Below are 19,350 nucleotides of genomic sequence, written 5' to 3' on the forward strand. Positions count from 1 at the left end.
AAACCGTTTGGAGGAGCGCAACGTGATCAAGCGAGTCATCCTGGGCGCCGTCGTCATCCTTGTGGTGGCCGCGTTCATTATCGTCTGGAATCCGTCCATCTCCCGGATCGACCCACCGGCGGCAGGTGCATTCAAGCAGGCCGATATTGACCATGGCAAAGTACTGGCCGGTCTGGGCAACTGCGGCACCTGCCACACAGCGAACGATCAGAAGCCCTTCGCAGGGGGCGTCAGTTTCCCCACACCGTTCGGCACGCTCTATTCCGCCAACATCACACCGGACCCGGACACCGGTATCGGCCACTGGTCCGAGGAAGCCTTTGTCCGGGCCCTGCGTGAAGGGGTCGACCGGGAGGGAGAGCACCTGTTTCCGGCGTTCCCCTACACCCATTTCACCAAGGTGACCGACGAGGATCTGCACGATCTCTACGCCTACCTGATGACCCGGGATCCCGTATCCCAGGAGAAGCCGGCCAACCAACTGGAATTCCCGTTCAGTCTGCGACCGCTGCAGGCCGGCTGGAAACTGCTCTTCTTCGACGACCAACGGTTTGAGCCCAACGCTGACAAAAGCGACGCCTGGAATCGTGGCGCTTATATCGCCGAAGGGCTCGGCCATTGCACCGCCTGCCATTCACCGCGCAATGACTTCGGCGCCGAGCAGGCGGGCGCGGCGTATGACGGTGCGCTGGTAGATGGCTGGTACGCGCCGGCCCTGAATGCCAGCCATAGCACACCGGTGGCCTGGACCGAGGAAGAACTTTACCAGTACCTGCGGAACGGCGGCTCTGCGCTGCACGGTGTCGCGGCCGGATCGATGGCGGAAGTCGTCCATCAGGGGCTGGCCAAAGCCCCGGATTCGGATATCCATGCGCTGGCCACCTACTTCCACGATCTCTCCGGTGCCGATGGGACCGACGCTGCCGAGGCCCGGAAGACCGCCGCTACGGCCATCCGGGACGCCAAGGCCGCCGGGCAACGACAAATGGGGCACGGCGAGGAGATCTACGCAGCAGCCTGCGCGTCCTGCCATGCCAACGACCCGGATTCCCCCAATCTGCTGCGCCCGGAACTGAGCCTGAACAGCGCCGTTACCGCGCCCGACCCCACCAACCTGCTTCGGGTAACCCTTGAAGGCATCGATAGCCCCTCTGGCCTCGACGGTGTGGTGATGCCGGCCTTCCACGATGCCCTCAGCGATGAAGACCTCGTGGCACTCGCGGATTTCCTGCGCAAGAAGGTGGACCGGCCGGCCTGGAAAAATCTGCAGGCTCGCATCGGCGAACTCCGCCAGCCCTGATTCATTGCCCGGAACCAATGGAGAGACCATCATGGCAACCAAGATCACACTTAATGGCGAGTCGGTAACCCTCGAGGTTGCCGACGACACGCCCCTGCTCTGGGCAATCCGCGATCATGCCGGGCTGACCGGCACCAAGTTCGGATGCGGCATCGGCATGTGCGGTGCCTGCACCGTCCACATCAACGGCCGGGCCACCCGGTCGTGTATCACACCGGTCAGCGATGTGGCCGGCACCTCTGTCACCACCATCGAGGGCCTCGGGGGCGAAGGGGCCCATCCGCTTCAGGACGCCTGGGTCAAGGCGCAGGCGCCGCAGTGCGGTTACTGTCAGTCCGGCCAGATCATGCAGGCGGCAACGCTGCTTCAGGATTTCCCCAATCCGACCGACGAGCAGATCAATGAGGTCATGTCCGGCAACCTGTGCCGCTGCATGGCCTATGTGCGGATTCGGGAAGCCATTCACCTGGCCTCCGACGCCATGGGCGCGACCGCCAGCGACGCAGAGGAGAAGGCCGATGCGTAAATTTGTCGAATCACTCTACAACGCCGCCACGAACGGCTCGCGCAACGAGGGTACCGGCATTACCCGGCGGGGCTTCCTGATCGGGTCCGCCGGCGCCGGCTTCACCATGGCCTTCACGATGTCCGGGCTGAGCCTCGCCAACCCCGCCGAAGCGGCGGAGAAAGGCCTGTTCGAGCCGACCATCTGGTTCCGGATCGAGCCGGACGGCAAAATCGTGGTCAACATCGTGGAAGCGGAAATGGGGCAGCACGTGGGTACCGCCCTGGCCCGGATTGTCGCCGACGAACTGGAAGCCGACTGGGATGACGTCGTGCTGTATTACGTCGACAGTGATCCCAAGTGGGGCACCATGGTCACCGGCGGTAGCTGGTCTGTGTGGCAGAACTTCGACACCCTGAGCCGGGCCGGTGCCGCCGGCCGGCAGGTATTGATCGAGGAAGGCGCAAAACTGCTCGGTGTCTCCCCGGATCAGTGCCGGGCCAGAGACAGTCAGGTTCTGGCGGGAGGCCGTTCGGTGACTTACGCCCAGATCGTCCAGGCCGGCAACATCAGCCGCAGCTTCACGGACGACGAACTGAAAAAAATGCCGATCAAGCCACCCTCCGAGCGCCGCCTGATCGGCAAGGATACACTGGCCCGGGACATTCCCGGCAAGACCAACGGCGAAGCCATCTACGGCATCGACGCCAGCGTCGAGGGCATGGTTTATGGCCGGCCGCTGATACCACCCACCCGTTACGGCTCGACCGTCGACTCGGTGGATGACAGCCAGGCCAAAGACGTGCCGGGCTACCAGCAGACGCTGGTACTCGATGACCCTTCCGGCACCGTGCCGGGCTGGGCAGTGGTGATTGCCGATTCGGTGACTGCAGCCAACAAGGCCGCCCAGAAGGTCAAGGTGAACTGGACGGCCGGCAAAACCGCCAAGGTGACCGAGAAAGACATTCTCGAGGAAGGGCGCAAGCTGATCGCCGATGACAGTATAGGCTCCCTGGTGGTTGACGACGGCGATCTGAAAGGCACGTTCGACAGCGCCGATTCGGTGCTGGAACAGGAGTACATCACCCACAGTGTCCTGCATTTCCAGATGGAACCGCTCAACGCCCTGGCCTTCAAGAAGGACGGGCGCTGGGAAATTCACACCGGGAACCAGTGGCAGACCCTGATCCTGCCGACCCTGGCGAAGGCCCTGGGGGTGAAGCAGGAACACATCATCATGCGCACCTACCTGCTGGGCGGTGGCTTCGGGCGGCGACTGAACGGCGACTATGCCGTGCCGGCCGCACTCGCCTCCAAGATGCTGGACAAGCCCGTGAAGCTGGTATTCAGCCGGGAGGACGACACCCGGTTCGACTCCATCCGCTCGCCTTCCGTGCAGAAACTGCGGATGGCCTTTGATGCGGACAAACGGGTCATCGGCATGGAACACCACGCCACCGCCGGCTGGCCCACGCAGGTGATGGCGCCCGGTTTCATGCCAAAGGGCACCAACGGCGAACCTTTCGACCCCTTCTCGATTCAGGGGGCCGATCACTGGTATTCCGTCGGGGCCCAGCGTCTTCGGGCCATCTCCAACGGGCTGGCCAACGATACTTTCCGGCCCGGATGGCTCCGCTCGGTCGGTTCCGGCTGGGTGAACTGGGCACTGGAGAGTTTCATGGACGAAGCGGCGCACCAGGCCGGCCAGGATCCCATCGACTTCCGGCTCGGTCTGCTGAAAGCCGAAGGCAAGAACGCCGGCAGCGCACCCAACTCCGTCGGTGGTGCCAGCCGCCAGGCCAATGTGTTGAAGCGCGTACGGGAACTGTCGCAGTGGGGGCAGGATATGCCGGCCGACACGGCACTGGGCGTCGCGACTTCCTACGGCCAGGAACGGAACATGCCGACCTGGACCGCCTGTGTCGCCAAAGTCCATGTCGATCGGGACAGCGGGAAGGTCACCCTGCAACACCTTACCCTGGTGACCGATGCCGGTACGGTGGTCCACCCCGATGGCGCCCGGGCACAGGTGGAGGGCGCCGCGCTCTGGGGCGCCAGCATGGCCCTCCACGAAGGCACGGAGATCGATAACGGCGAGGTGAAGGACCACAACCTCAACAGCTACCAGCCGATGCGGATGCGGGATGTGCCCGCCATGACCGTGGAGTTCGTCGACAGCACGGAGACTTCCGTCGGCCTCGGCGAACCGGCCACCACCGTGGTCGGGCCCGCCATCGCCAACGCGATCTTCGCCGCGGTGGGTGTGCGTATGCGGACAATACCGATACGACGCGAGGCGGTGCTGGAGGCACTCAAGGCATAACGAGTCAGAGCCCGGGACTTCCCGGGCTTTTTTTCGGGCTTAACAAATCGCAACCAGAATTCGCAAAAGTGCGCTCTTACCGGGCGGGAAACCGGCGGTATAACGGAAACGTCGGCAACACGGTCCTGTGTCGCCGGCATTAAAGCTTTGTCACACCGGTATCCAGAAACAGTGGTGGCCCACTATCCTTGGGCGCACGTTGTTGACCAAGAGGCTCTATGCTGTTCGAACGACTCAGGACTCTGCCCCTGCGCCTGCTTTTTTCGGGATCCGTCGCGCTGTTTCCAGTGTCCACATGGGCGGATACAGCGGCCAAGGTCGCACCTGATATCGATCTGAAAGAAGTGGCGCCAGTGCCCCGGCCCGAAGCGAAGGCGCCGGCCACCGCCGATCAGGAGCCGAGCCCGGATGCGGACGAAGCCAATCCAGTGCCGGGCGAACCGGAAGCGGAGCCGGCACCCGAGTTTGTAAAGACCACCCGGTTCTCGCTGCTCGGCAGTGACGTACTGCCGGGCACCTCTACCCGGCTGGCCTGGACCCCGGGCATCCAGATCGCCGGACTCTCCCAGCCAACGCCCGTCCTGGTCGTCAACGGCCTTCACGCCGGACCGACCCTGTGCCTGACCGGCGCCGTCCACGGCGACGAACTCAACGGCATCGAGATCATCCGCCGCACCCTGTATGACCTGGACCCCGAGAAGCTCAGCGGTCGCGTGGTGGGCATCCCCATCGTCAACCTGCCGGGCTTCCAGGAGGCCAGCCGATACCTGCCGGATCGACGCGACCTGAACCGCCATTTCCCGGGCAATCCCGACGGCAGCCTGGCCGAACGTATTGCCTACTCGCTGTTCGAGAACATCATCCGTCACTGCGACATGCTGGTGGATATCCACACCGGGTCGCTCAAGCGAACCAATCTGCCCCAGCTGCGGGCCGACATGACCAATCCGGAAGTGGCGCAGTTCACCCGGGGATTCGATCGCATGGCGGTGGTACACAGCACGGGTTCCGATGGCATGCTTCGGGTGGCCGCCACCCGCGCCGGCATCACCACCGTCACCCTGGAGGCCGGTGAGTCCCACCGTATCCAGGAGCACCAGATCGAAGCCGGAGTGAACAGTCTCACCAGCCTGATGGAAAAGCAGGACATGATTTCCCGGATGTTCGAATGGGGTGACCCGGAACCGGTCTACTACGAGTCGTCCTGGATCCGGGCCAACCATGGCGGCATCCTGTTCAGCGAGGTGGATCTGGGCGCCCGCGTGAACAAGGGCGAAATCCTTGGCTATGTGGCCGACCCGATCACCAACGCCCAGTTTCCCATTCACGCCAGCGCAGACGGCCGGATCATCGGTATGGCGGTGGATCAGGTGGTGATGGCGGGGTTTGCCGCCTACCACATTGGTACGGAGGCAGAAGTGCCCGGAGAGTAGTATCCTAGGCGTTTTTCACCCACCGGATGAAAAACGACGGGAGTTCTTTTGGCGCCTTCACAATCTTTGTCGAAATCCCCGCTCCTCGCCTACGTCGGGCTGGTGCTCACCCCGCTGTTCTGGGCTGGCAACGCCGTGATCGCGCGGGGCACGGTGCAACACATACCGCCCCTGTCGATGTCCTTCTGGCGCTGGATCATCGCGCTGGCCATCCTGTTGCCCATCGGCCTGCCCGGCGTTATCCGCCATCGGCAGGTCATCCGCCAGCACCTGGGATCGATGATTGCGCTGGCCACCTTCAGCGTGGCCGCGTTCAACTCCCTGCTCTACTGCGCAGCGGTCACCACCACCGCCACCAACATCGCCCTGATCAACGCCACCATTCCGATTTTCGTGGCCCTGCTGGCCTGGCTGATGCTTGGCGACCGCACCCGGCCCATTCAGGCTCTCGGCATCCTGCTGGCGGTCATCGGCATCCTGACGGTCATTGCCCGGGGTCAGCTGTCGGTCCTCACCGGTCTGGAGGCACAACCCGGAGATCTCATCATGGTGGCGGCGGTATTCAGCTGGGGCCTGTTCTCCGTGCTGCTACGACGCCAGGCCGTGCCCCTGCCTGCGCTGACGTTTCTGACCACCCAGATCCTGTTGGGCACCCTCATCATTCTGCCGTTTTACCTGACCGACCTGCTGGCCTTCTCCGGCGGTTTCGAGGTGTCTCGCCAGACCGTCCTGCCACTGATGTACTTTGCGATTTTCCCGGGCATTCTGGCGTACGGATTCTGGAACCACGGTGTCCAGACCATCGGTCCCGGCAGCGCCGCCATTTTCATGTACCTGACGCCCGTTTATGCCTCGGTCCTCGCCGGCCTGTTCCTGAACGAATCCCTCGGGGTATTCCACTGGGTGGGGGGCGCGCTTATCCTGATCGGCCTGCTGCTGGCCACGCGCGTCGGGCGCCCCGGGTTCCGGCGACGCCAGGCGGATTGACACGCCCGTCAGCGACGCTCCAGAGCCTGGGCGATCCGGGTCAATACCTCGACCAGCGTACTTCGGGGACAGCCGATGTTCAGGCGCATGAAGCGGCTGCCCGGCTCGCCAAAGCTGAGTCCCGGGTTCATGCCGACGCCGGCTTCCTGCACAAAAAACCGCTTGAGCCCGACATCGTCCAGGCCCAGCTCCCGGCAATCCAGCCACATCAGGTAGGTGCCCTCCGGCGCATAGGTCCGGATGCCCGGCAGGTCGCGAGCCACGCACCGGGTGACATAATCCCGGTTGTCCTGAAGGTAAGTCATCAGCTCATCCAGCCAGGCGCCGCCGTGCCGGTAACCCGCCTCGAAACCGGCGATGCTGAACGGATTGCACTGGGGAAGATGCATCTGGTCAAACACCGACTTGATCGCCTGGCGCCGGTCCCGGTCCGGAATCACCAGGGCAGACAACCCCAGGCCCGGCATATTGAAGGTCTTGCTCGGCGCCACCGCCGTCACCAGCGCGTCTTCCGGGCCAGCAAGGGAAGCCAGGACGGGATGGGCGGGGGCATCCGGAAACACCAGGTCGCAGTGGATTTCATCGCTGATCACCGCCACCTCATGGCGGCGGGCAATGGCCAGGACCGCCGCAAGCTCCTCCGGGGTCCAGACCCGGCCAACGGGGTTATGGGGTGAGCAGAGCATGAGCAATCGGGCATCGGGCCGGGCCGCGCACGCTTCCAGGTGCTCGAGATCCATCCGGTAATGAAGTTCCCCCGACTCGGTCTGTTCCTCGATCAGCGGATTCTCGATCACCGTCCGTCCGGTGAGCCTTATCGAACTGAAAAAGGGCGGATACACCGGAGGCTGGATGATCACACCATCGCCGGGCCCGGCGTATGCCAGGCAGGCGGCATGGAGCGACGGAACCACGCCCGGGGCCATCAGGATCCACTCCCGCTCAATGGTCCAGCCATGACGCTCCCGGAACCAATCGATCATGGCGGCGTACAGCGAATCCGGGAACAGCGTGTAGCCATAGACCGGGTGTTTCGCCCGACGACTCAGGGCCTCGGTCACCGCCTCCGGTGCCGGGAAGTCCATATCGGCCACCCACACCGGAACAACGTCCTCACGCCCGAACACCGCCTTTCGGGCATCGAATTTGACAGAATGGGTCTGCTCCCGTGACAGAGGCTCATCGAATCGGGACACGCATTGTCTCCAGCAGTGGTTTGCGAAAAGGCCATTGTGGCCAGATCGACCAGGGCAGGCAAACCTTCGGCTTTGGTCTAAAGACAGCGGATTGTATTTGCCAAGCCCGGCATTACTTGCGAACCTAACCGTTTGTTCATCCGACTCTCTCAGTTAGCCGGAGCCTTACCGATGATTGGCCAGATTCTGTCGACAATGTTGCCGGTGTTCCTCATTGCCGGCTGTGGCGCCCTCTACGGACGTTACCGAAGCCCCGACATCAAGGGCCTGAACGTGCTCAATATGGAGCTGTTCGTGCCCATGCTGGTCTTCGGGGTGCTTGCCGACCAGAAAGCGCCGCTGCAGGATTACGCCCAGCTGGCGCTGGCTGCCACCGTCGTGGTTCTGGGCTCCGGGATTGTGCTGTACCCGCTGGCAAAGGTCCTGAAACTGAACCTCAAGACCTTCCTGCCGCCGATGATGTTCAACAACTCCGGCAACATGGGCATTCCCCTGCTTGTGCTGGCATTCGGCGACTCGGCCCTGCCGGCGGCCATCGTGCTGTTTATCGTGGAAATGCTGCTGCACTTTTCGGTGGGCCTCTACATGCTCGACCCTCACAGCTCCATCATCCAGCGCCTGAGACTGCCCATCGTCTTTGCGAGCATCGCCGGGCTGGCCTGCAACCTCAGCGGTATCCACCTGCCCGACTGGTTGCTGGAGACCCTGAACATGCTCGGCGGCGTCTGTATCCCGCTGATGCTGTTTGCCCTGGGTGTGCGCATGCTGGAGATCGACTTCAGTGACTGGAAACTGGGTATACTGGGCGCCATCGCCTGCCCGGCCAGCGGCCTGATCCTGGCCTGGCCGATGATCACCTTGCTGGACCTGCCGGGCCTGCAGGTGGCTGCCCTCTGGGTCTTTGCCGCCTTGCCGCCTGCCGTCCTGAATTATATGGTGGCGGAACAGTACAAGCAGGAGCCCCATACCGTGGCCTCGCTGGTATTATTAAGCAACCTGGGCAGTCTGGTGGTGATCCCCATTGTTCTGGGGCTGGTTTTCTCCGCCGGTTACGTATAAGGAAGACGTCTGATGTCCGAAGCGGCTGCGGTCGTTCGTGCTTTTCGCCCCAATTTCCTGATCCTGGCACCGCTCTGCGCCGGTCTCGGTGTCGCTGTGGCCTGGCAGCAGGCATCGTCACCATCCCTGCTGGACGCGGTACTGGTCCTGGTCGGCGCTTTGCTGGCCCATGCCGCGGTCAACCTGTTCAACGAATACGACGATTTTGTCTCCGGCCTGGACCTGATCACCCGGCGCACCCCCTTCTCCGGCGGTAGCGGCGCCCTGCCAGAGGTCCCCTCCGCGGCCAAAGGCGTACTGGCGGCCGCCATCGGCACGCTCGCCCTGGTCATCGCCATCGGCCTGTATTTCCTCTGGCAACGGGGACTGCCGATGCTGGTGCTGGGAACCGCCGGCGTGGTGCTGGTCCTGACCTACACCCGCTGGATCACCCGGCTCCCCATCCTGTGTCTGCTGGCGCCGGGCCTGGGCTTTGGCCCGATCATGATCCTTGGGGCCCTGCTGGCCCTGGGTGCCCGGATCGACGCCATGGCCATCGCGGTGTCCGTGGTGGCCCTGTTGCTGGTGAGCGAACTGCTGCTGATCAACCAGATCCCCGATGCCGAAGCGGATCGGCAGATTGGTCGCCGGCACCTGGTTATTGTCCTCGGCCCGGCAAAAGCAACGCGCCTGGTCGCATGTCTACTGGTCGGGAGCTACCTGCCGGTGGTACTCGGAATCGTCACAGGATGGCTGCCCGAATGGAGTGGCCTGGCCCTGCTGACTCTCCCATTCAGCCTCTGGATCGCTGCCCGGCTGCCCCGGGTCCTGGATCAGCCGGCGGCATTGAACGCCATGCTCGGTGCGAACGTGGCGGTGCTCCTGTCCACGCTCGCGCTGCTGATTGTCGGCCTCAGCCTCTGATTCCTTCCCGGATTCCACACCAATCTTGATCAGCCTCCTTGCAACCGGACTGACTTTGACCGATGGTTAAAATCGAATCTGGTTGATTTCATTCATGATATGGAGGTCTCCCCATGAGTGTTCTATTGCTACTGATCAGTGCCCTGGTGCTGGTCTATCTGGGCATCGGCGGCACGGCCGCTGCGGCCGTTATGACGCTCGCCACGGTGATCGGCCTTTTCCAGGACGGCTGGCACATCGCCAGCATCCTGTTCGGTGGCGTTTTCCTCGCCGTGGCACTGATCCTGGTGATTCCCGGTGACCTCAGGCTCGACAAACTCAGCCGCCCGCTGCTGGGCTGGGTCCGAAACCGCCTGCCCAAATTGTCCGATACCGAGCAGGAGGCCCTCAAATCGGGCTCGGTGGACTGGGACGGACAACTGTTCTCCGGCAAACCCGACTGGAACAAACTGCTGGATGCCAAACCGGCGCATCTGACCAGTGAGGAGCAGGCCTTCCTCGACGGTCCGGTGGAAAAACTGTGCGACATGCTCGACGACTGGAAGATCACCCACGAGCATTACGACCTGCCCGACAAGGTGTGGAAATTCATCCGGGAACAAGGCTTCTTCGGGCTGGTGATTCCGAAGGAGGACGGCGGCCTGGGCTTTTCCGCCACCGCCCATTCCGAAATCGTCATGAAGATCTCCACCCGGAGTGTCTCGGCCGCGGTGACCGTCATGGTCCCCAACTCCCTTGGCCCGGGTGAGTTGCTGATGCACTACGGCACAGACACCCAGAAACAGCATTACCTGCCCCGCCTGGCGAGCGGCGAGGAAATCCCCTGTTTTGCACTGACCTCGCCGGTGGCGGGCTCAGACGCCGGAGCCATTCCGGACAAGGGCATCGTCTGCAAGGGCCAGTGGAACGGCGAAGAAGTGCTCGGCCTGAAGGTCACCTGGAACAAGCGCTACATCACCCTGGCGCCGGTGGCCACCATCATTGGCCTGGCCATCAAGGTCTACGACCCGGACCATCTGGTGGGCGAAAGCGACGAGGTCGGCGTGACCTGCGTGCTGGTACCCAAAGACACCGACGGCGTGAATGCCGGCGCCCGCCATCTGCCCATGAATACCGTATTCATGAACGGCCCGACCTGGGGTAACGACGTGTTTATCCCCATGGATCAGGTGATCGGCGGCCAGGACATGCTCGGCAAGGGCTGGACCATGCTGCTGGAATGCCTGTCCATCGGCCGCTCCATCTCCCTGCCGGCACTGGGCACCGGCGCGGGCAAGGTCGCCAGCCTGGCCACCGGCTCCTACGCCTATACCCGGGAGCAGTTTGGCCGCTCCATCAGCCAGTTTGAAGGCGTACAGGAAGCCCTGGAGCCCATCGCCGGCTACACCTACATGATGGACGCCGCGCGACTGCTGACTTCCGGAATGCTGGACCGGGGCGTTCGTCCGGCCGTTCCCTCGGCGGTGCTCAAATACCGCAACACGGACCTGATGCGCGAAGTGATCAACCACGCCATGGACGTGGTCGCCGGCCGGGGCGTGATTACCGGCCCCCGCAACTTCCTGGCCCGTGCCTACCAGGCCGTGCCTATCGGGATTACCGTGGAAGGCGCCAACATCCTCACCCGCAGCCTGATGATCTTCGGTCAGGGAGCCATACGCTGCCATCCCTTCATCGTCGAGGAGATCGAAGCCGCCGGCATGGAGGACGAGGATCAGGCGGCGAAGAAGTTCGACGGCATTTTCTACCGGCACATCGCCCACACCACCCGAAATGCCCTTCGGGCCCTCTTGCTGGGGCTGTCGGGTGGTTTCCTGGAATCCGTACCCCGGCAGGGCAACATCAAGCGGTACTACCGGCAGTTGGCCCGGTTCTCCGCAGCTTTCGCACTGATGACCGACGTCACCCTGCTCACCGTGGGCGGCGGCCTGAAGGCCCGTCAGCGCCTGTCCGGACGCATGGCGGACTGTCTGGTGCAACTCTACTACGCCACCGCTGTGATCAAGCAGTGGCACGAAGAAGGCTATCCGCAGGATCAGCGGCCACTGGTGGACTGGTGCCTGCAGACCTGCCTCAGGGACCTGCAGCAGTCCATGCGCTCGGCGATCATCAATTTCCCGGTGAAACCGTTACGCTGGCCGCTTCGCCTGCTGGTCTTCCCGCTGGGAGCCACCGGCCTCAACGGACCGGATGACAAGCTGGGTACCCGGGTCGCCCGCTCCATTGTGGACGACACGCCCGTGCGGATGCGCGTGAGCCGTGGCGTCTACCTGAACACGGATCCGGACGATCCGCTGGGCCGGGTCCTGAACGCCTATCAGCTGGCCAATGAGACCGCCGGTATGCGCAGCCGCCTGCACGACGCCATCCGCAACCGGGACGAAGACGAGCTGGACGCCATCGCGCTGCTGATGGGCCACCAGCGCAAGGAACTGGTGGACTGGGCCTGCGAGCAGGGCGTGGTCAAGGAAGACGAATGCGACAAACTGGAGGAGGCGCTGACCGCCCTGTACGACGTGATCCGCGTCGACGCCTTCGACGGCGACGGACTCAAGGCCCTGTCCCGTTGTGCCAAAGGCAAACGCAAAGTGGTGGAGCGGCCAGCGAAGGAATAAAGGCGGGGACCGGCAGGGTGCGACCGCTTGAGCGCCGCACCCTGCCAAAACCTCAGCTACGGCCGTTCAGGATATCGACGATTTCCCGGGTATCCTTGATGATCGTGTAAACCCGATCCTCGATTTCAACACGCTGGCGACGACCGTCAATGTCATAGACCCGACCGTAATCCAGCAACTCCCGGTCCAGATGATCGCCCCGGTGGTAATCGAGCTTCTTCTGCCAACCCGGTGGCAGCGACTCGCCTCGTTCCACCTTTTTCTGAAGTCCCGGCGGCAGACCTCCGTCTTGGGGTGACCCCGCCAACGCAACCATCGGCAAAAGTGCCCCCACCAACACTGCGGATTTCAACAACAGCTTCATATCGAATCTCCGATCAGACAGATTTTATCAACGTACTTACCTGACGCCGCTCAGGCGCCTTCCGTTCCTTACAATCCTGACAGGCCAGCCACTCAGATACCCTGGGCGTCACTCCTCAGACCACCCCGAATCGCCTCATCCACCAGCCACCGACGCAGCACCTGAAGCCCCGGCTCCTTCCGCCGACTGGTCTTCCAGGCGAAGTAGAACCGGTCTCCGGTCATCACTGCGTGACAGGGCAAGCGCACGAAATCCTCCGAGTCCTTGCGGGTACTAAGCATATAATCGTTGGTCAGGGCGATTCCCTGATGGAAACGGGCTGCTTCGAGCGCCAGCAGCATATGACTGAAATGCTGCACCCGCGCCGTGGGCGGAATACCCTGGTCCACGTCCCTGAACCAGGCCTCCCAGTCACCGGAAGCCCTTTCGAAGATGCTGTGAGTGGACAACAACGGGAATCGCGCCAGATCCTCCGGCGCCAACCGAACACCCTCAACAGCTTCCAGATCCAGCTCACGCCGCATTTTCTGCCAGTAGTCCTGACTGCAAACGGGAAAAAGACGCTCCACATAGAGCAACTCGTAACTGTAGGCCGGTGAGTCCCTGTGGATGGTGATAAAGCAGTCCGCCACCCGGTCCGACAAAACCGGACTCTCGCTGCTCATCTCCAGCGACAGCTCCAGCTGCGGGTGCAGACGTTGCAGATCCGGCAACCGGGGCACCAGCCATCGAACGGCGAAGGAACTGAACACCGACAACCGCAATCGGGAACTCTCCCGGCCCAACAACTGCTCACTGGCCCGCTCGATCTGTAACAGGGCCGACCCGATGGCATCGAAGTACTGTCGGCCTTCGTCGGTCAGCGTCACCCGGCGGCCTGAGCGCCAGAACAGCCGTTCGCCCAGGTAGGTTTCCAGCTGTTTGATCTGGTGACTGACCGCACTCTGGGTGATGGCCAGCTCTTCCGCGGCGAGCGAAAAGCTCTCGAGCCGGGCCACGGCCTCGAATACGGGAAGCGCTTTCAGGGGAGGAAGTTTCATTTATCGAATTTTCTAATAGCTATGGAATATTCATCATTTTATCGGATATTAGCAAGGGCCTAGACTTCAATTCCAGATTCGGGGAGACGGTCGGGCAACCCGCTTCCGAAAATGCTCGGAGCCAGGGAAGGCGGAGAGCAAGCGTACAGGGACGTATTCACAGCGGTTTTCGGAAGCGGGTTGCCCGACCGGCTCTTACTCATTGGTGAACAGTCCATAGGGAGGTAAACGCAGAATGTCAGGCAAAACCGTCAACAGCGCCATTCTTCTGCTGGTCATCGGCAACGCCATGGCCATCGCCTCCGACGTGTTCATCAAACTCCTGGAACCCGGCGCACCGATCTTTCAGTTCGCCTTCCTCCGTTGCGTACTCACGCTGGCCTTTCTACTGCCGCTCGCCGGTCAACTGAACCGGGGGCAGCTGTTCAGCGGACTGAAGATCCACACGCTCCGGGCCCATATTCATCTGGCCGGCATCCTGTGCATGGTCGTAGCTCTGAGCAATCTGCCGCTGGCGACTGCCAACGCGCTCTTCTACGGCGCACCGATTCTGGTGATGGTGCTTTCGGCCGTGATTTTCCGGGAGCGGCTGACGCCCCTGAGCGTGCTGGCCGTCTTCAGCGGTTTCACGGGCATCGTGGTCATCCTGCGCCCTGTGGAATTCAACTGGGCCGCCATCGCCGCCCTCGGGTCAGCACTGGCACTGGCAATCAATGCGGTCATGGTCCGGAAACTGCCGAAACAGCAGTCCACGGTTCACAAGCTGTTTCTCAATTACCTGCTGATCCTGCCGGCCGCCGGTGCCCTGGCACTCTGGGAAGGGGCCGAGTGGTCGCCCGGAATACTGCTGAGTGCCACCGGTTCCGCCTTATTCATTCTCGGCTACAACATCACCGTGCTGCTGGCCTATCAGCAAGTGGACGCCAACCAGGTCACCAGTGCCGAATACACCGGTCTGATCTGGGCGGTGCTGATTGGCTGGATCGGTTTCAATGAGATGCCCGATCTCTGGTTCGCCGTGGGCAGCGCAATGATTGTGGTGCCGCTGATCATGGTGGGATTGCATTCTTGCCAGCGGAGCCAAAGAGGGCTTCGGCCTTATCCGGCGAATAGTTGAGGCCTCAGAACAACGACTATCAAGAAGGGACTGATCACCAAGGACGGTCACGCATCATTGGTTGCCGCAGAGATTTGCTAGAGTCGGCTTTTTCTATCGCTGCGGTCGCAGGAGTGATTCATACCATCAATGGTGGGAATCGTGCCGAGTTCAAATGGATCTACACCTTTGATGCAGGCCACGTTGACAGAAAACTGATTTGGGTTCGAGCGCCTTCTGTGGTGCGTGTATATCCCACAAATAGAGCAGAAGTAGTGCTCAGCGGTCTTGGTGCCGAACTGATAAAGGCTCAGATTTTCCTCGCCCTGTACGACCTTAAAAGCTGACAACGGGACCGACGTTACGACCGCTCCTCGGCGTGAACACATTGAGCAATTGCAGCGATTCAGATCCTCGAAGCCATTGGTAAGCTCAATCTCAAATCGAACGCTCCCGCAATGGCAGGCTCCCTGGTTCAAACCCCTGACATCCATGTTTGGGTTCTACCCCGTTACTGCGGACATTCCTAAAAAGAGGCACACTGTGCCAAAGGAGTGTTCATGTCCAGACGCAGAAAATATAGCCCAGAGTTCAAACGCGAAGCCATCGCTTTAACCCGTCAACCTGGTGTGAGTTGTCGCCAGGTAGCCTTGGAAATCGGCATTAATCCCAACCTGTTGTCTCGTTGGCGCAGAGAAGCGGATGAGGAGACAGACAAGGCCTTCAAGGGCTCTGGTTCTCCCCGAGACGAGGAGGTTGCCCGCCTCAAGCGAGAGTTGGCCCGAGTGAAGAAGGAGCGTGATTTTTTGCGCGAAGCGGCAGTGTTCTTCGCAAAGGAGTCGTCCTGAGGTATCAGGCGATTCAACGTTGTCGCAGTCATTTCCCAATACGTCTTATGTGCCGATGCCTGAAGGTGTCGGCCAGCGGTTATTACGCTTGGGTATCTCGCCCTGAGTCCGCCAGGGCAAAGGCGAATCAGCACTTGCTGTCACGCATCAGAGAGATTCATGACGACAGCGGTGGCATGATTGGCTCACCCCGAATGCACGAGGACCTGGTTGCCGAAGGCACGTCAACCAGTCTGAACCGTGTTGCTCGGTTGATGGCCAAACACGGCATTCAGGGTTGGCCACGCAAGAAGCGCGGACGCTTGGGACGTCGATCTCATCGGCCACCGGGAATCCGGAATCATCTGGAGCGAAATTTCTCCGCTCTGGAGCCAGACACCAAGTGGGTGACGGATATTACGGAGATACCCACGCAGGAAGGAAAGCTCTTTCTATGCGTGGTTCTCGACCTTTACAGCAAGCTGATCGTTGGTTGGTCCATGCATCACCGGCAGGATCGGCATATGGTGATCAGAGCGGTTGAGATGGCCGTTTGGCAGCGCCAGGGAAAAGTCCCGGTGATATTGCATTCAGATCGAGGCAGTCAATTTACCAGTGGTGACTACCAGCGATATCTCGGCGGCAACCGTCTGGTGAGCAGCATGAGTGCGGTCGGCCACTGTGGCGATAACGCTGCCTGCGAGGGATTCTTCGGAATGCTCAAGCGGGAGCGAATTCACCACCGGCGCTACCGAACTCAGAATGAAGCACGAGCTGATGTCTTCGATTACATTGAGCGGTTCCATAATCCCAGGATGCGACGTAGAGTTGCTGCTCAGGACAGGAAGCTGTTCGCCGTTTTAAAACCGTCCGTGGAAACGGGGTAGAACCCGACTGGATAAGAAATCAGGGAGATCGTGTGCGATTTCGTTTCGAAGTTTACGAGCCGTTGAGAACGTCTCTAAATCTGTTTCTGAAATAGCGCCTCTATCTTGAAACCATAGCAAAGTCGCTTGGAGGGGGCTTTTGGCCAGTGCCAACACCTTTGACTCGTAGTCTGAACCGGGATGAGCCCCGTCTTTGTCCCAATAATCAGAGTAGAAAGACCGCAGTTTATCTATGATGCTCTCTCTGCAAATCTCGTATGCAGCTATATACATGGATGTACCAAGCAAACTGCCACGAAGCTCTTTCGGATTTAGGAACTTTTCCCAGCTTTCCATACGATTCCTAACGCCGGTGGTAATGGGCGGCAACGAAGCGCAGCGTAGTTGGCGTCCCGTTGACCACATTGTTATGAGCTGTTGAGTTCTGGCTACCCATGCTTAGTCCCCTTCTTTGTCCTCGATCTTGTACTTTTTCTGGAAGTCTCGGTAATCCCGATTGCCAAGATAATCGAGAACGAACAGGACAATGACGAATAATGGAATCACGCAAAACAGAGCCAACGCTCCGATATAACTAACTTTGATGCCTGCCATCGATAGATATTGCTGGGTTCCATCCCCAGAGGAAACTTTGCTGGTCAGAACTACGATGAAAGCAATGACTCCCAGGAGGGTGAGCGAGTGAGCAACCCAGAATATGGCACGGCTTTTTGCCATTTTTGATAGTTTCACCTTGGTATCATCGACTCATAACAGCAATTAGACAGAGCGCTTCAGGATTGCAGAACTTTGGCCGCTTCGTTATTACGGCTCCTGAATCAATTTCCACACCGCCCATAAATATATAAAACAATAGGTTAGACCACTACTCACAGCCTTTCCATGTAATCATTTGAAATCTGTACAGAGCGCCCGCCCGGGCAACCGGCGAGCGCCCCTGCCCACTTCAGCGATGTGACCCCTCGATCAATGCCCGACTGTCGAGAATGATCCGCGCGACCCGATACTCCGGGGGTATGTGGTTATCGTACCGGAAGGTCACCCGGTAACTGGTCCGGTGTCGGTCGTGATGATGACGCCGATGATGATGGCGATCCTTGTAGTGGTGCTTGTGGTGATGTCGGTCATGCGCATACCCACGGTGATGCCTGTCCTCCCGATAGCGATCACGATCATGGTCACGGTGACGTTCGTGGCGCTCCTTTCGATAATGGGCCTGCATGCCATGCTTTTCATGGCCGTGGTCGGCCTGACGGTCAAGCCCCGGTGGACGAACGAAACCGCCCGCCTGGGCGCCCGTCGACAAGCCGATGGCCAGTACCGCAATACCGCTCAGAATGAATCGTTTCATGGCTGTTCTCCCGTCTGTCTCAGAGACTGGATGGATCCGCCGGACAGGTTTTCCGACGGCACTGAGTTCAGGGTATCGAACGGCGGGGAAATGTCAGCGGGCCCGGGCGGGCTTTGCAAAAGCTTTACGGAAACCCGGGCTCGCTTGACGTTTAAGCGTCTTCAGTAACGACGGATCGAAGGTGAGACTCGATGGCGAAGGTGTGTGGGCACTCATCCCCGAGCGCCCTGAGCGAGTCGGCGAGGCGCAGCAGGTAGTCGGCATTGGGGCCGCTGGGCCCGTGCGCTGAGGCAATCTGGCGGGCAATGTCCGCCTCCGGTGCGTCTCCGAGAAACGCCTCGTTGTCCTCGGTGGCGATGTAGACCAGTCCTTCGGCTTCACTGCCATCGTCGAAGGTCATGGGCGTGGAGAATCTCAGGTATCCGTTCTTCTCACGGACATCCAGATGTTCGAACACGCTGGGGGATACGCGATAGGCCATGCCTCGGCAGACGGCCCCCGGTTGTTGCACCAGGGTCACCACCCGGCCGGGCGCCTCGGGCGTCCCGCGGTGGTCATGGGAGGCCTGCCAGAAACGGCGGACCCAGCCCCGGATCGACGCCGGACGCTGCTCCAGAAAGGGAAAATCCACCTTGTAGATCAACGAGCCATAACCGAACAGCCAGATGGCGTCGACGCCCTCGAAATCGAAACGGGCCCGGTTATGCTCAACGGTATTGACGGACATAACGAATCACCGGAATACAAATGCAGTGAGACACTATAACGAGGCAGCCTCGGTGGCGGCAACGAAGCCGGCGATGCCGGTCAGCACAATTTCCGCCGCCATTGCCGACAGGATCAGGCCACTGATCTTGGACATGATGTTCAGCCCGGTCTTGCCAAGCACCTTCTCCAGGTACCCGGACAGGTGCAGGAGCACCGCCAGGATCAGCAACCCGGACACCAGCCCCAACAGGCCACCGGTCACATCGGGCACGGTTTTCAACTCCGCGCCGTAGACCATAATGGCACCAATGGTGGCAGGGCCGATCATCACCGGAATGGCCAGGGGCACCACCGCGATGTCATCGCGATCTTCCTCGGGAAGACCCGTTGCATGGCTCCGGGTGCCGCTGTTCACCAGACTGATGGCCGTCAGGAACAGCAGGGATCCGGCGCCAATGCGGAAGGAATTTAGGGTAATGCCGATGGCGTCGAACAGGAGCGGCCCGGCAAAGAAGAGGATCAGGCCCAGGACAAACGCGGACACGATGGCGCGACGAATTATCGAGGACTTTTCCGCAGCCGGCAGCCCCCGGGTCAGCGCCAGGAACATGGTGACTACGAAGAACGGCGCCAGCAGAAACAGGAAACGGATGGTGCTGCTCAGGTAGGTGCTGAAGAAGGTCTCAAACATCGAGGAAATCCGGGCCAGAAAAAACCGTAAGCATAGCCGTTGGCGCGGCCAACGTCCGTACGCAA

18 protein-coding genes are annotated in these 19,350 nt (G+C 61.0%); 10 read left to right on the forward strand and 8 right to left on the reverse strand.

Annotated features, from left to right (window positions below; genetic code table 11):
• Positions 1-22: 22 nt before the first annotated feature.
• The 5 genes from MSNKSG1_RS13700 (at position 23) to MSNKSG1_RS13720 (ending at position 6,548) form a co-directional block, all read left to right on the forward strand.
• The gene (locus MSNKSG1_RS13700) at positions 23-1,300 is read left to right on the forward strand and encodes a cytochrome c (protein WP_008939881.1); all 1,278 of its coding nucleotides are present in this window, start codon (positions 23-25) and stop codon (positions 1,298-1,300) included.
• Between the two features lie 31 nt (positions 1,301-1,331).
• Positions 1,332-1,826 (forward strand): (2Fe-2S)-binding protein, encoded by a 495-nt coding sequence (locus MSNKSG1_RS13705; protein ID WP_008939882.1) that lies wholly within the window; start codon positions 1,332-1,334, stop codon positions 1,824-1,826.
• A complete protein-coding gene (locus MSNKSG1_RS13710; protein ID WP_008939883.1) occupies positions 1,819-4,128 on the forward strand; it encodes a xanthine dehydrogenase family protein molybdopterin-binding subunit in 2,310 nt (769 codons plus the stop codon). Before MSNKSG1_RS13705 ends, MSNKSG1_RS13710 begins: the two co-directional genes overlap by 8 nt.
• Positions 4,129-4,346: 218 nt before the next feature.
• Positions 4,347-5,561: a succinylglutamate desuccinylase/aspartoacylase family protein gene (locus MSNKSG1_RS13715; protein ID WP_008939884.1), complete on the forward strand. Its 1,215-nt coding sequence runs from the start codon at positions 4,347-4,349 to the stop codon at positions 5,559-5,561.
• Between the two features lie 48 nt (positions 5,562-5,609).
• Complete coding sequence (locus MSNKSG1_RS13720) at positions 5,610-6,548, forward strand: DMT family transporter (protein WP_008939885.1); 939 nt, start codon at positions 5,610-5,612, stop codon at positions 6,546-6,548.
• Positions 6,549-6,556: 8 nt separating this feature from the next.
• Here the strand turns inward: MSNKSG1_RS13720 and MSNKSG1_RS13725 are convergent, their stop codons facing one another.
• Positions 6,557-7,744: a MalY/PatB family protein gene (locus MSNKSG1_RS13725; protein WP_008939886.1), complete on the reverse strand. Its 1,188-nt coding sequence runs from the start codon at positions 7,742-7,744 to the stop codon at positions 6,557-6,559.
• Between the two features lie 171 nt (positions 7,745-7,915).
• Here MSNKSG1_RS13725 and MSNKSG1_RS13730 point away from each other — a divergent pair, with 171 nt between their 5' ends.
• The 3 genes from MSNKSG1_RS13730 to MSNKSG1_RS13740 all read left to right on the forward strand — a co-directional run bounded on the left by MSNKSG1_RS13730 (position 7,916) and on the right by MSNKSG1_RS13740 (position 12,321).
• Positions 7,916-8,803: an AEC family transporter gene (locus MSNKSG1_RS13730; protein ID WP_008939887.1), complete on the forward strand. Its 888-nt coding sequence runs from the start codon at positions 7,916-7,918 to the stop codon at positions 8,801-8,803.
• Between the two features lie 12 nt (positions 8,804-8,815).
• Positions 8,816-9,706: a prenyltransferase gene (locus MSNKSG1_RS13735; RefSeq protein ID WP_008939888.1), complete on the forward strand. Its 891-nt coding sequence runs from the start codon at positions 8,816-8,818 to the stop codon at positions 9,704-9,706.
• Positions 9,707-9,819: 113 nt separating this feature from the next.
• Positions 9,820-12,321: an acyl-CoA dehydrogenase gene (locus MSNKSG1_RS13740; RefSeq protein ID WP_008939889.1), complete on the forward strand. Its 2,502-nt coding sequence runs from the start codon at positions 9,820-9,822 to the stop codon at positions 12,319-12,321.
• Positions 12,322-12,373: 52 nt separating this feature from the next.
• Here the strand turns inward: MSNKSG1_RS13740 and MSNKSG1_RS13745 are convergent, their stop codons facing one another.
• Entirely contained in the window at positions 12,374-12,685 is a 312-nt protein-coding gene (locus MSNKSG1_RS13745) for a hypothetical protein (RefSeq protein WP_008939890.1), read from the reverse strand.
• A 92-nt stretch (positions 12,686-12,777) separates the two neighbouring features.
• Positions 12,778-13,725: a LysR substrate-binding domain-containing protein gene (locus MSNKSG1_RS13750; RefSeq protein WP_008939891.1), complete on the reverse strand. Its 948-nt coding sequence runs from the start codon at positions 13,723-13,725 to the stop codon at positions 12,778-12,780.
• 235 nt (positions 13,726-13,960) lie between these two features.
• On the opposite strand from MSNKSG1_RS13750, the gene MSNKSG1_RS13755 reads away from it, so the two are divergent.
• Complete coding sequence (locus MSNKSG1_RS13755; RefSeq protein ID WP_008939892.1) at positions 13,961-14,842, forward strand: DMT family transporter; 882 nt, start codon at positions 13,961-13,963, stop codon at positions 14,840-14,842.
• A 77-nt stretch (positions 14,843-14,919) separates the two neighbouring features.
• Here MSNKSG1_RS13755 and MSNKSG1_RS18960 read toward each other — a convergent pair whose 3' ends face one another.
• A complete protein-coding gene (locus MSNKSG1_RS18960) occupies positions 14,920-15,315 on the reverse strand; it encodes a GFA family protein (RefSeq protein ID WP_008939893.1) in 396 nt (131 codons plus the stop codon).
• A gap of 66 nt (positions 15,316-15,381) precedes the next feature.
• Here MSNKSG1_RS18960 and MSNKSG1_RS13770 point away from each other — a divergent pair.
• Positions 15,382-16,535 (forward strand): IS3 family transposase gene (locus tag MSNKSG1_RS13770; protein WP_152638780.1). Its coding sequence is split into 2 segments (ribosomal slippage): positions 15,382-15,622 and positions 15,622-16,535, totalling 1,155 coding nucleotides; the frame shifts between segments, so codons are not numbered across the junction.
• 438 nt (positions 16,536-16,973) lie between these two features.
• Here MSNKSG1_RS13770 and MSNKSG1_RS13775 read toward each other — a convergent pair.
• From MSNKSG1_RS13775 to MSNKSG1_RS13790, 4 genes are all read right to left on the reverse strand, one after another.
• The gene (locus MSNKSG1_RS13775) at positions 16,974-17,252 is read right to left on the reverse strand and encodes a hypothetical protein (RefSeq protein WP_008939895.1); all 279 of its coding nucleotides are present in this window, start codon (positions 17,250-17,252) and stop codon (positions 16,974-16,976) included.
• A gap of 229 nt (positions 17,253-17,481) precedes the next feature.
• A complete protein-coding gene (locus MSNKSG1_RS19135; RefSeq protein WP_152638781.1) occupies positions 17,482-17,886 on the reverse strand; it encodes a hypothetical protein in 405 nt (134 codons plus the stop codon).
• Positions 17,887-18,037: 151 nt separating this feature from the next.
• Positions 18,038-18,613, reverse strand: coding sequence for a gamma-glutamylcyclotransferase (locus MSNKSG1_RS13785; RefSeq protein ID WP_008939897.1), 576 nt, complete (start codon positions 18,611-18,613; stop codon positions 18,038-18,040).
• A 33-nt stretch (positions 18,614-18,646) separates the two neighbouring features.
• Complete coding sequence (locus MSNKSG1_RS13790; RefSeq protein ID WP_008939898.1) at positions 18,647-19,285, reverse strand: MarC family protein; 639 nt, start codon at positions 19,283-19,285, stop codon at positions 18,647-18,649.
• Positions 19,286-19,350: the final 65 nt, after the last annotated feature.

The sequence above is a fragment of the Marinobacter santoriniensis NKSG1 genome, from assembly GCF_000347775.1.
GTDB lineage: Bacteria > Pseudomonadota > Gammaproteobacteria > Pseudomonadales > Oleiphilaceae > Marinobacter > Marinobacter santoriniensis.

What these genes read in the sequence shown, in the direction of transcription:
- MSNKSG1_RS13705 (WP_008939882.1), top strand. Translation starts at nt 1,332, where the DNA reads ATGGCAACCAAGATCACACTTAATGGCGAGTCGGTAACCCTCGAGGTT.
- MSNKSG1_RS13710 (WP_008939883.1), top strand. Translation starts at nt 1,819, where the DNA reads ATGCGTAAATTTGTCGAATCACTCTACAACGCCGCCACGAACGGCTCG.
- MSNKSG1_RS13715 (WP_008939884.1), top strand. Translation starts at nt 4,347, where the DNA reads ATGCTGTTCGAACGACTCAGGACTCTGCCCCTGCGCCTGCTTTTTTCG.
- MSNKSG1_RS13730 (WP_008939887.1), top strand. Translation starts at nt 7,916, where the DNA reads ATGATTGGCCAGATTCTGTCGACAATGTTGCCGGTGTTCCTCATTGCC.
- MSNKSG1_RS13735 (WP_008939888.1), top strand. Translation starts at nt 8,816, where the DNA reads ATGTCCGAAGCGGCTGCGGTCGTTCGTGCTTTTCGCCCCAATTTCCTG.
- MSNKSG1_RS13740 (WP_008939889.1), top strand. Translation starts at nt 9,820, where the DNA reads ATGAGTGTTCTATTGCTACTGATCAGTGCCCTGGTGCTGGTCTATCTG.
- MSNKSG1_RS13745 (WP_008939890.1), bottom strand. Translation starts at nt 12,685, where the DNA reads ATGAAGCTGTTGTTGAAATCCGCAGTGTTGGTGGGGGCACTTTTGCCG.
- MSNKSG1_RS13750 (WP_008939891.1), bottom strand. Translation starts at nt 13,725, where the DNA reads ATGAAACTTCCTCCCCTGAAAGCGCTTCCCGTATTCGAGGCCGTGGCC.
- MSNKSG1_RS13755 (WP_008939892.1), top strand. Translation starts at nt 13,961, where the DNA reads ATGTCAGGCAAAACCGTCAACAGCGCCATTCTTCTGCTGGTCATCGGC.
- MSNKSG1_RS18960 (WP_008939893.1), bottom strand. Translation starts at nt 15,315, where the DNA reads ATGGATGTCAGGGGTTTGAACCAGGGAGCCTGCCATTGCGGGAGCGTT.
- MSNKSG1_RS13775 (WP_008939895.1), bottom strand. Translation starts at nt 17,252, where the DNA reads ATGGCAAAAAGCCGTGCCATATTCTGGGTTGCTCACTCGCTCACCCTC.
- MSNKSG1_RS19135 (WP_152638781.1), bottom strand. Translation starts at nt 17,886, where the DNA reads ATGAAACGATTCATTCTGAGCGGTATTGCGGTACTGGCCATCGGCTTG.
- MSNKSG1_RS13785 (WP_008939897.1), bottom strand. Translation starts at nt 18,613, where the DNA reads ATGTCCGTCAATACCGTTGAGCATAACCGGGCCCGTTTCGATTTCGAG.
- MSNKSG1_RS13790 (WP_008939898.1), bottom strand. Translation starts at nt 19,285, where the DNA reads ATGTTTGAGACCTTCTTCAGCACCTACCTGAGCAGCACCATCCGTTTC.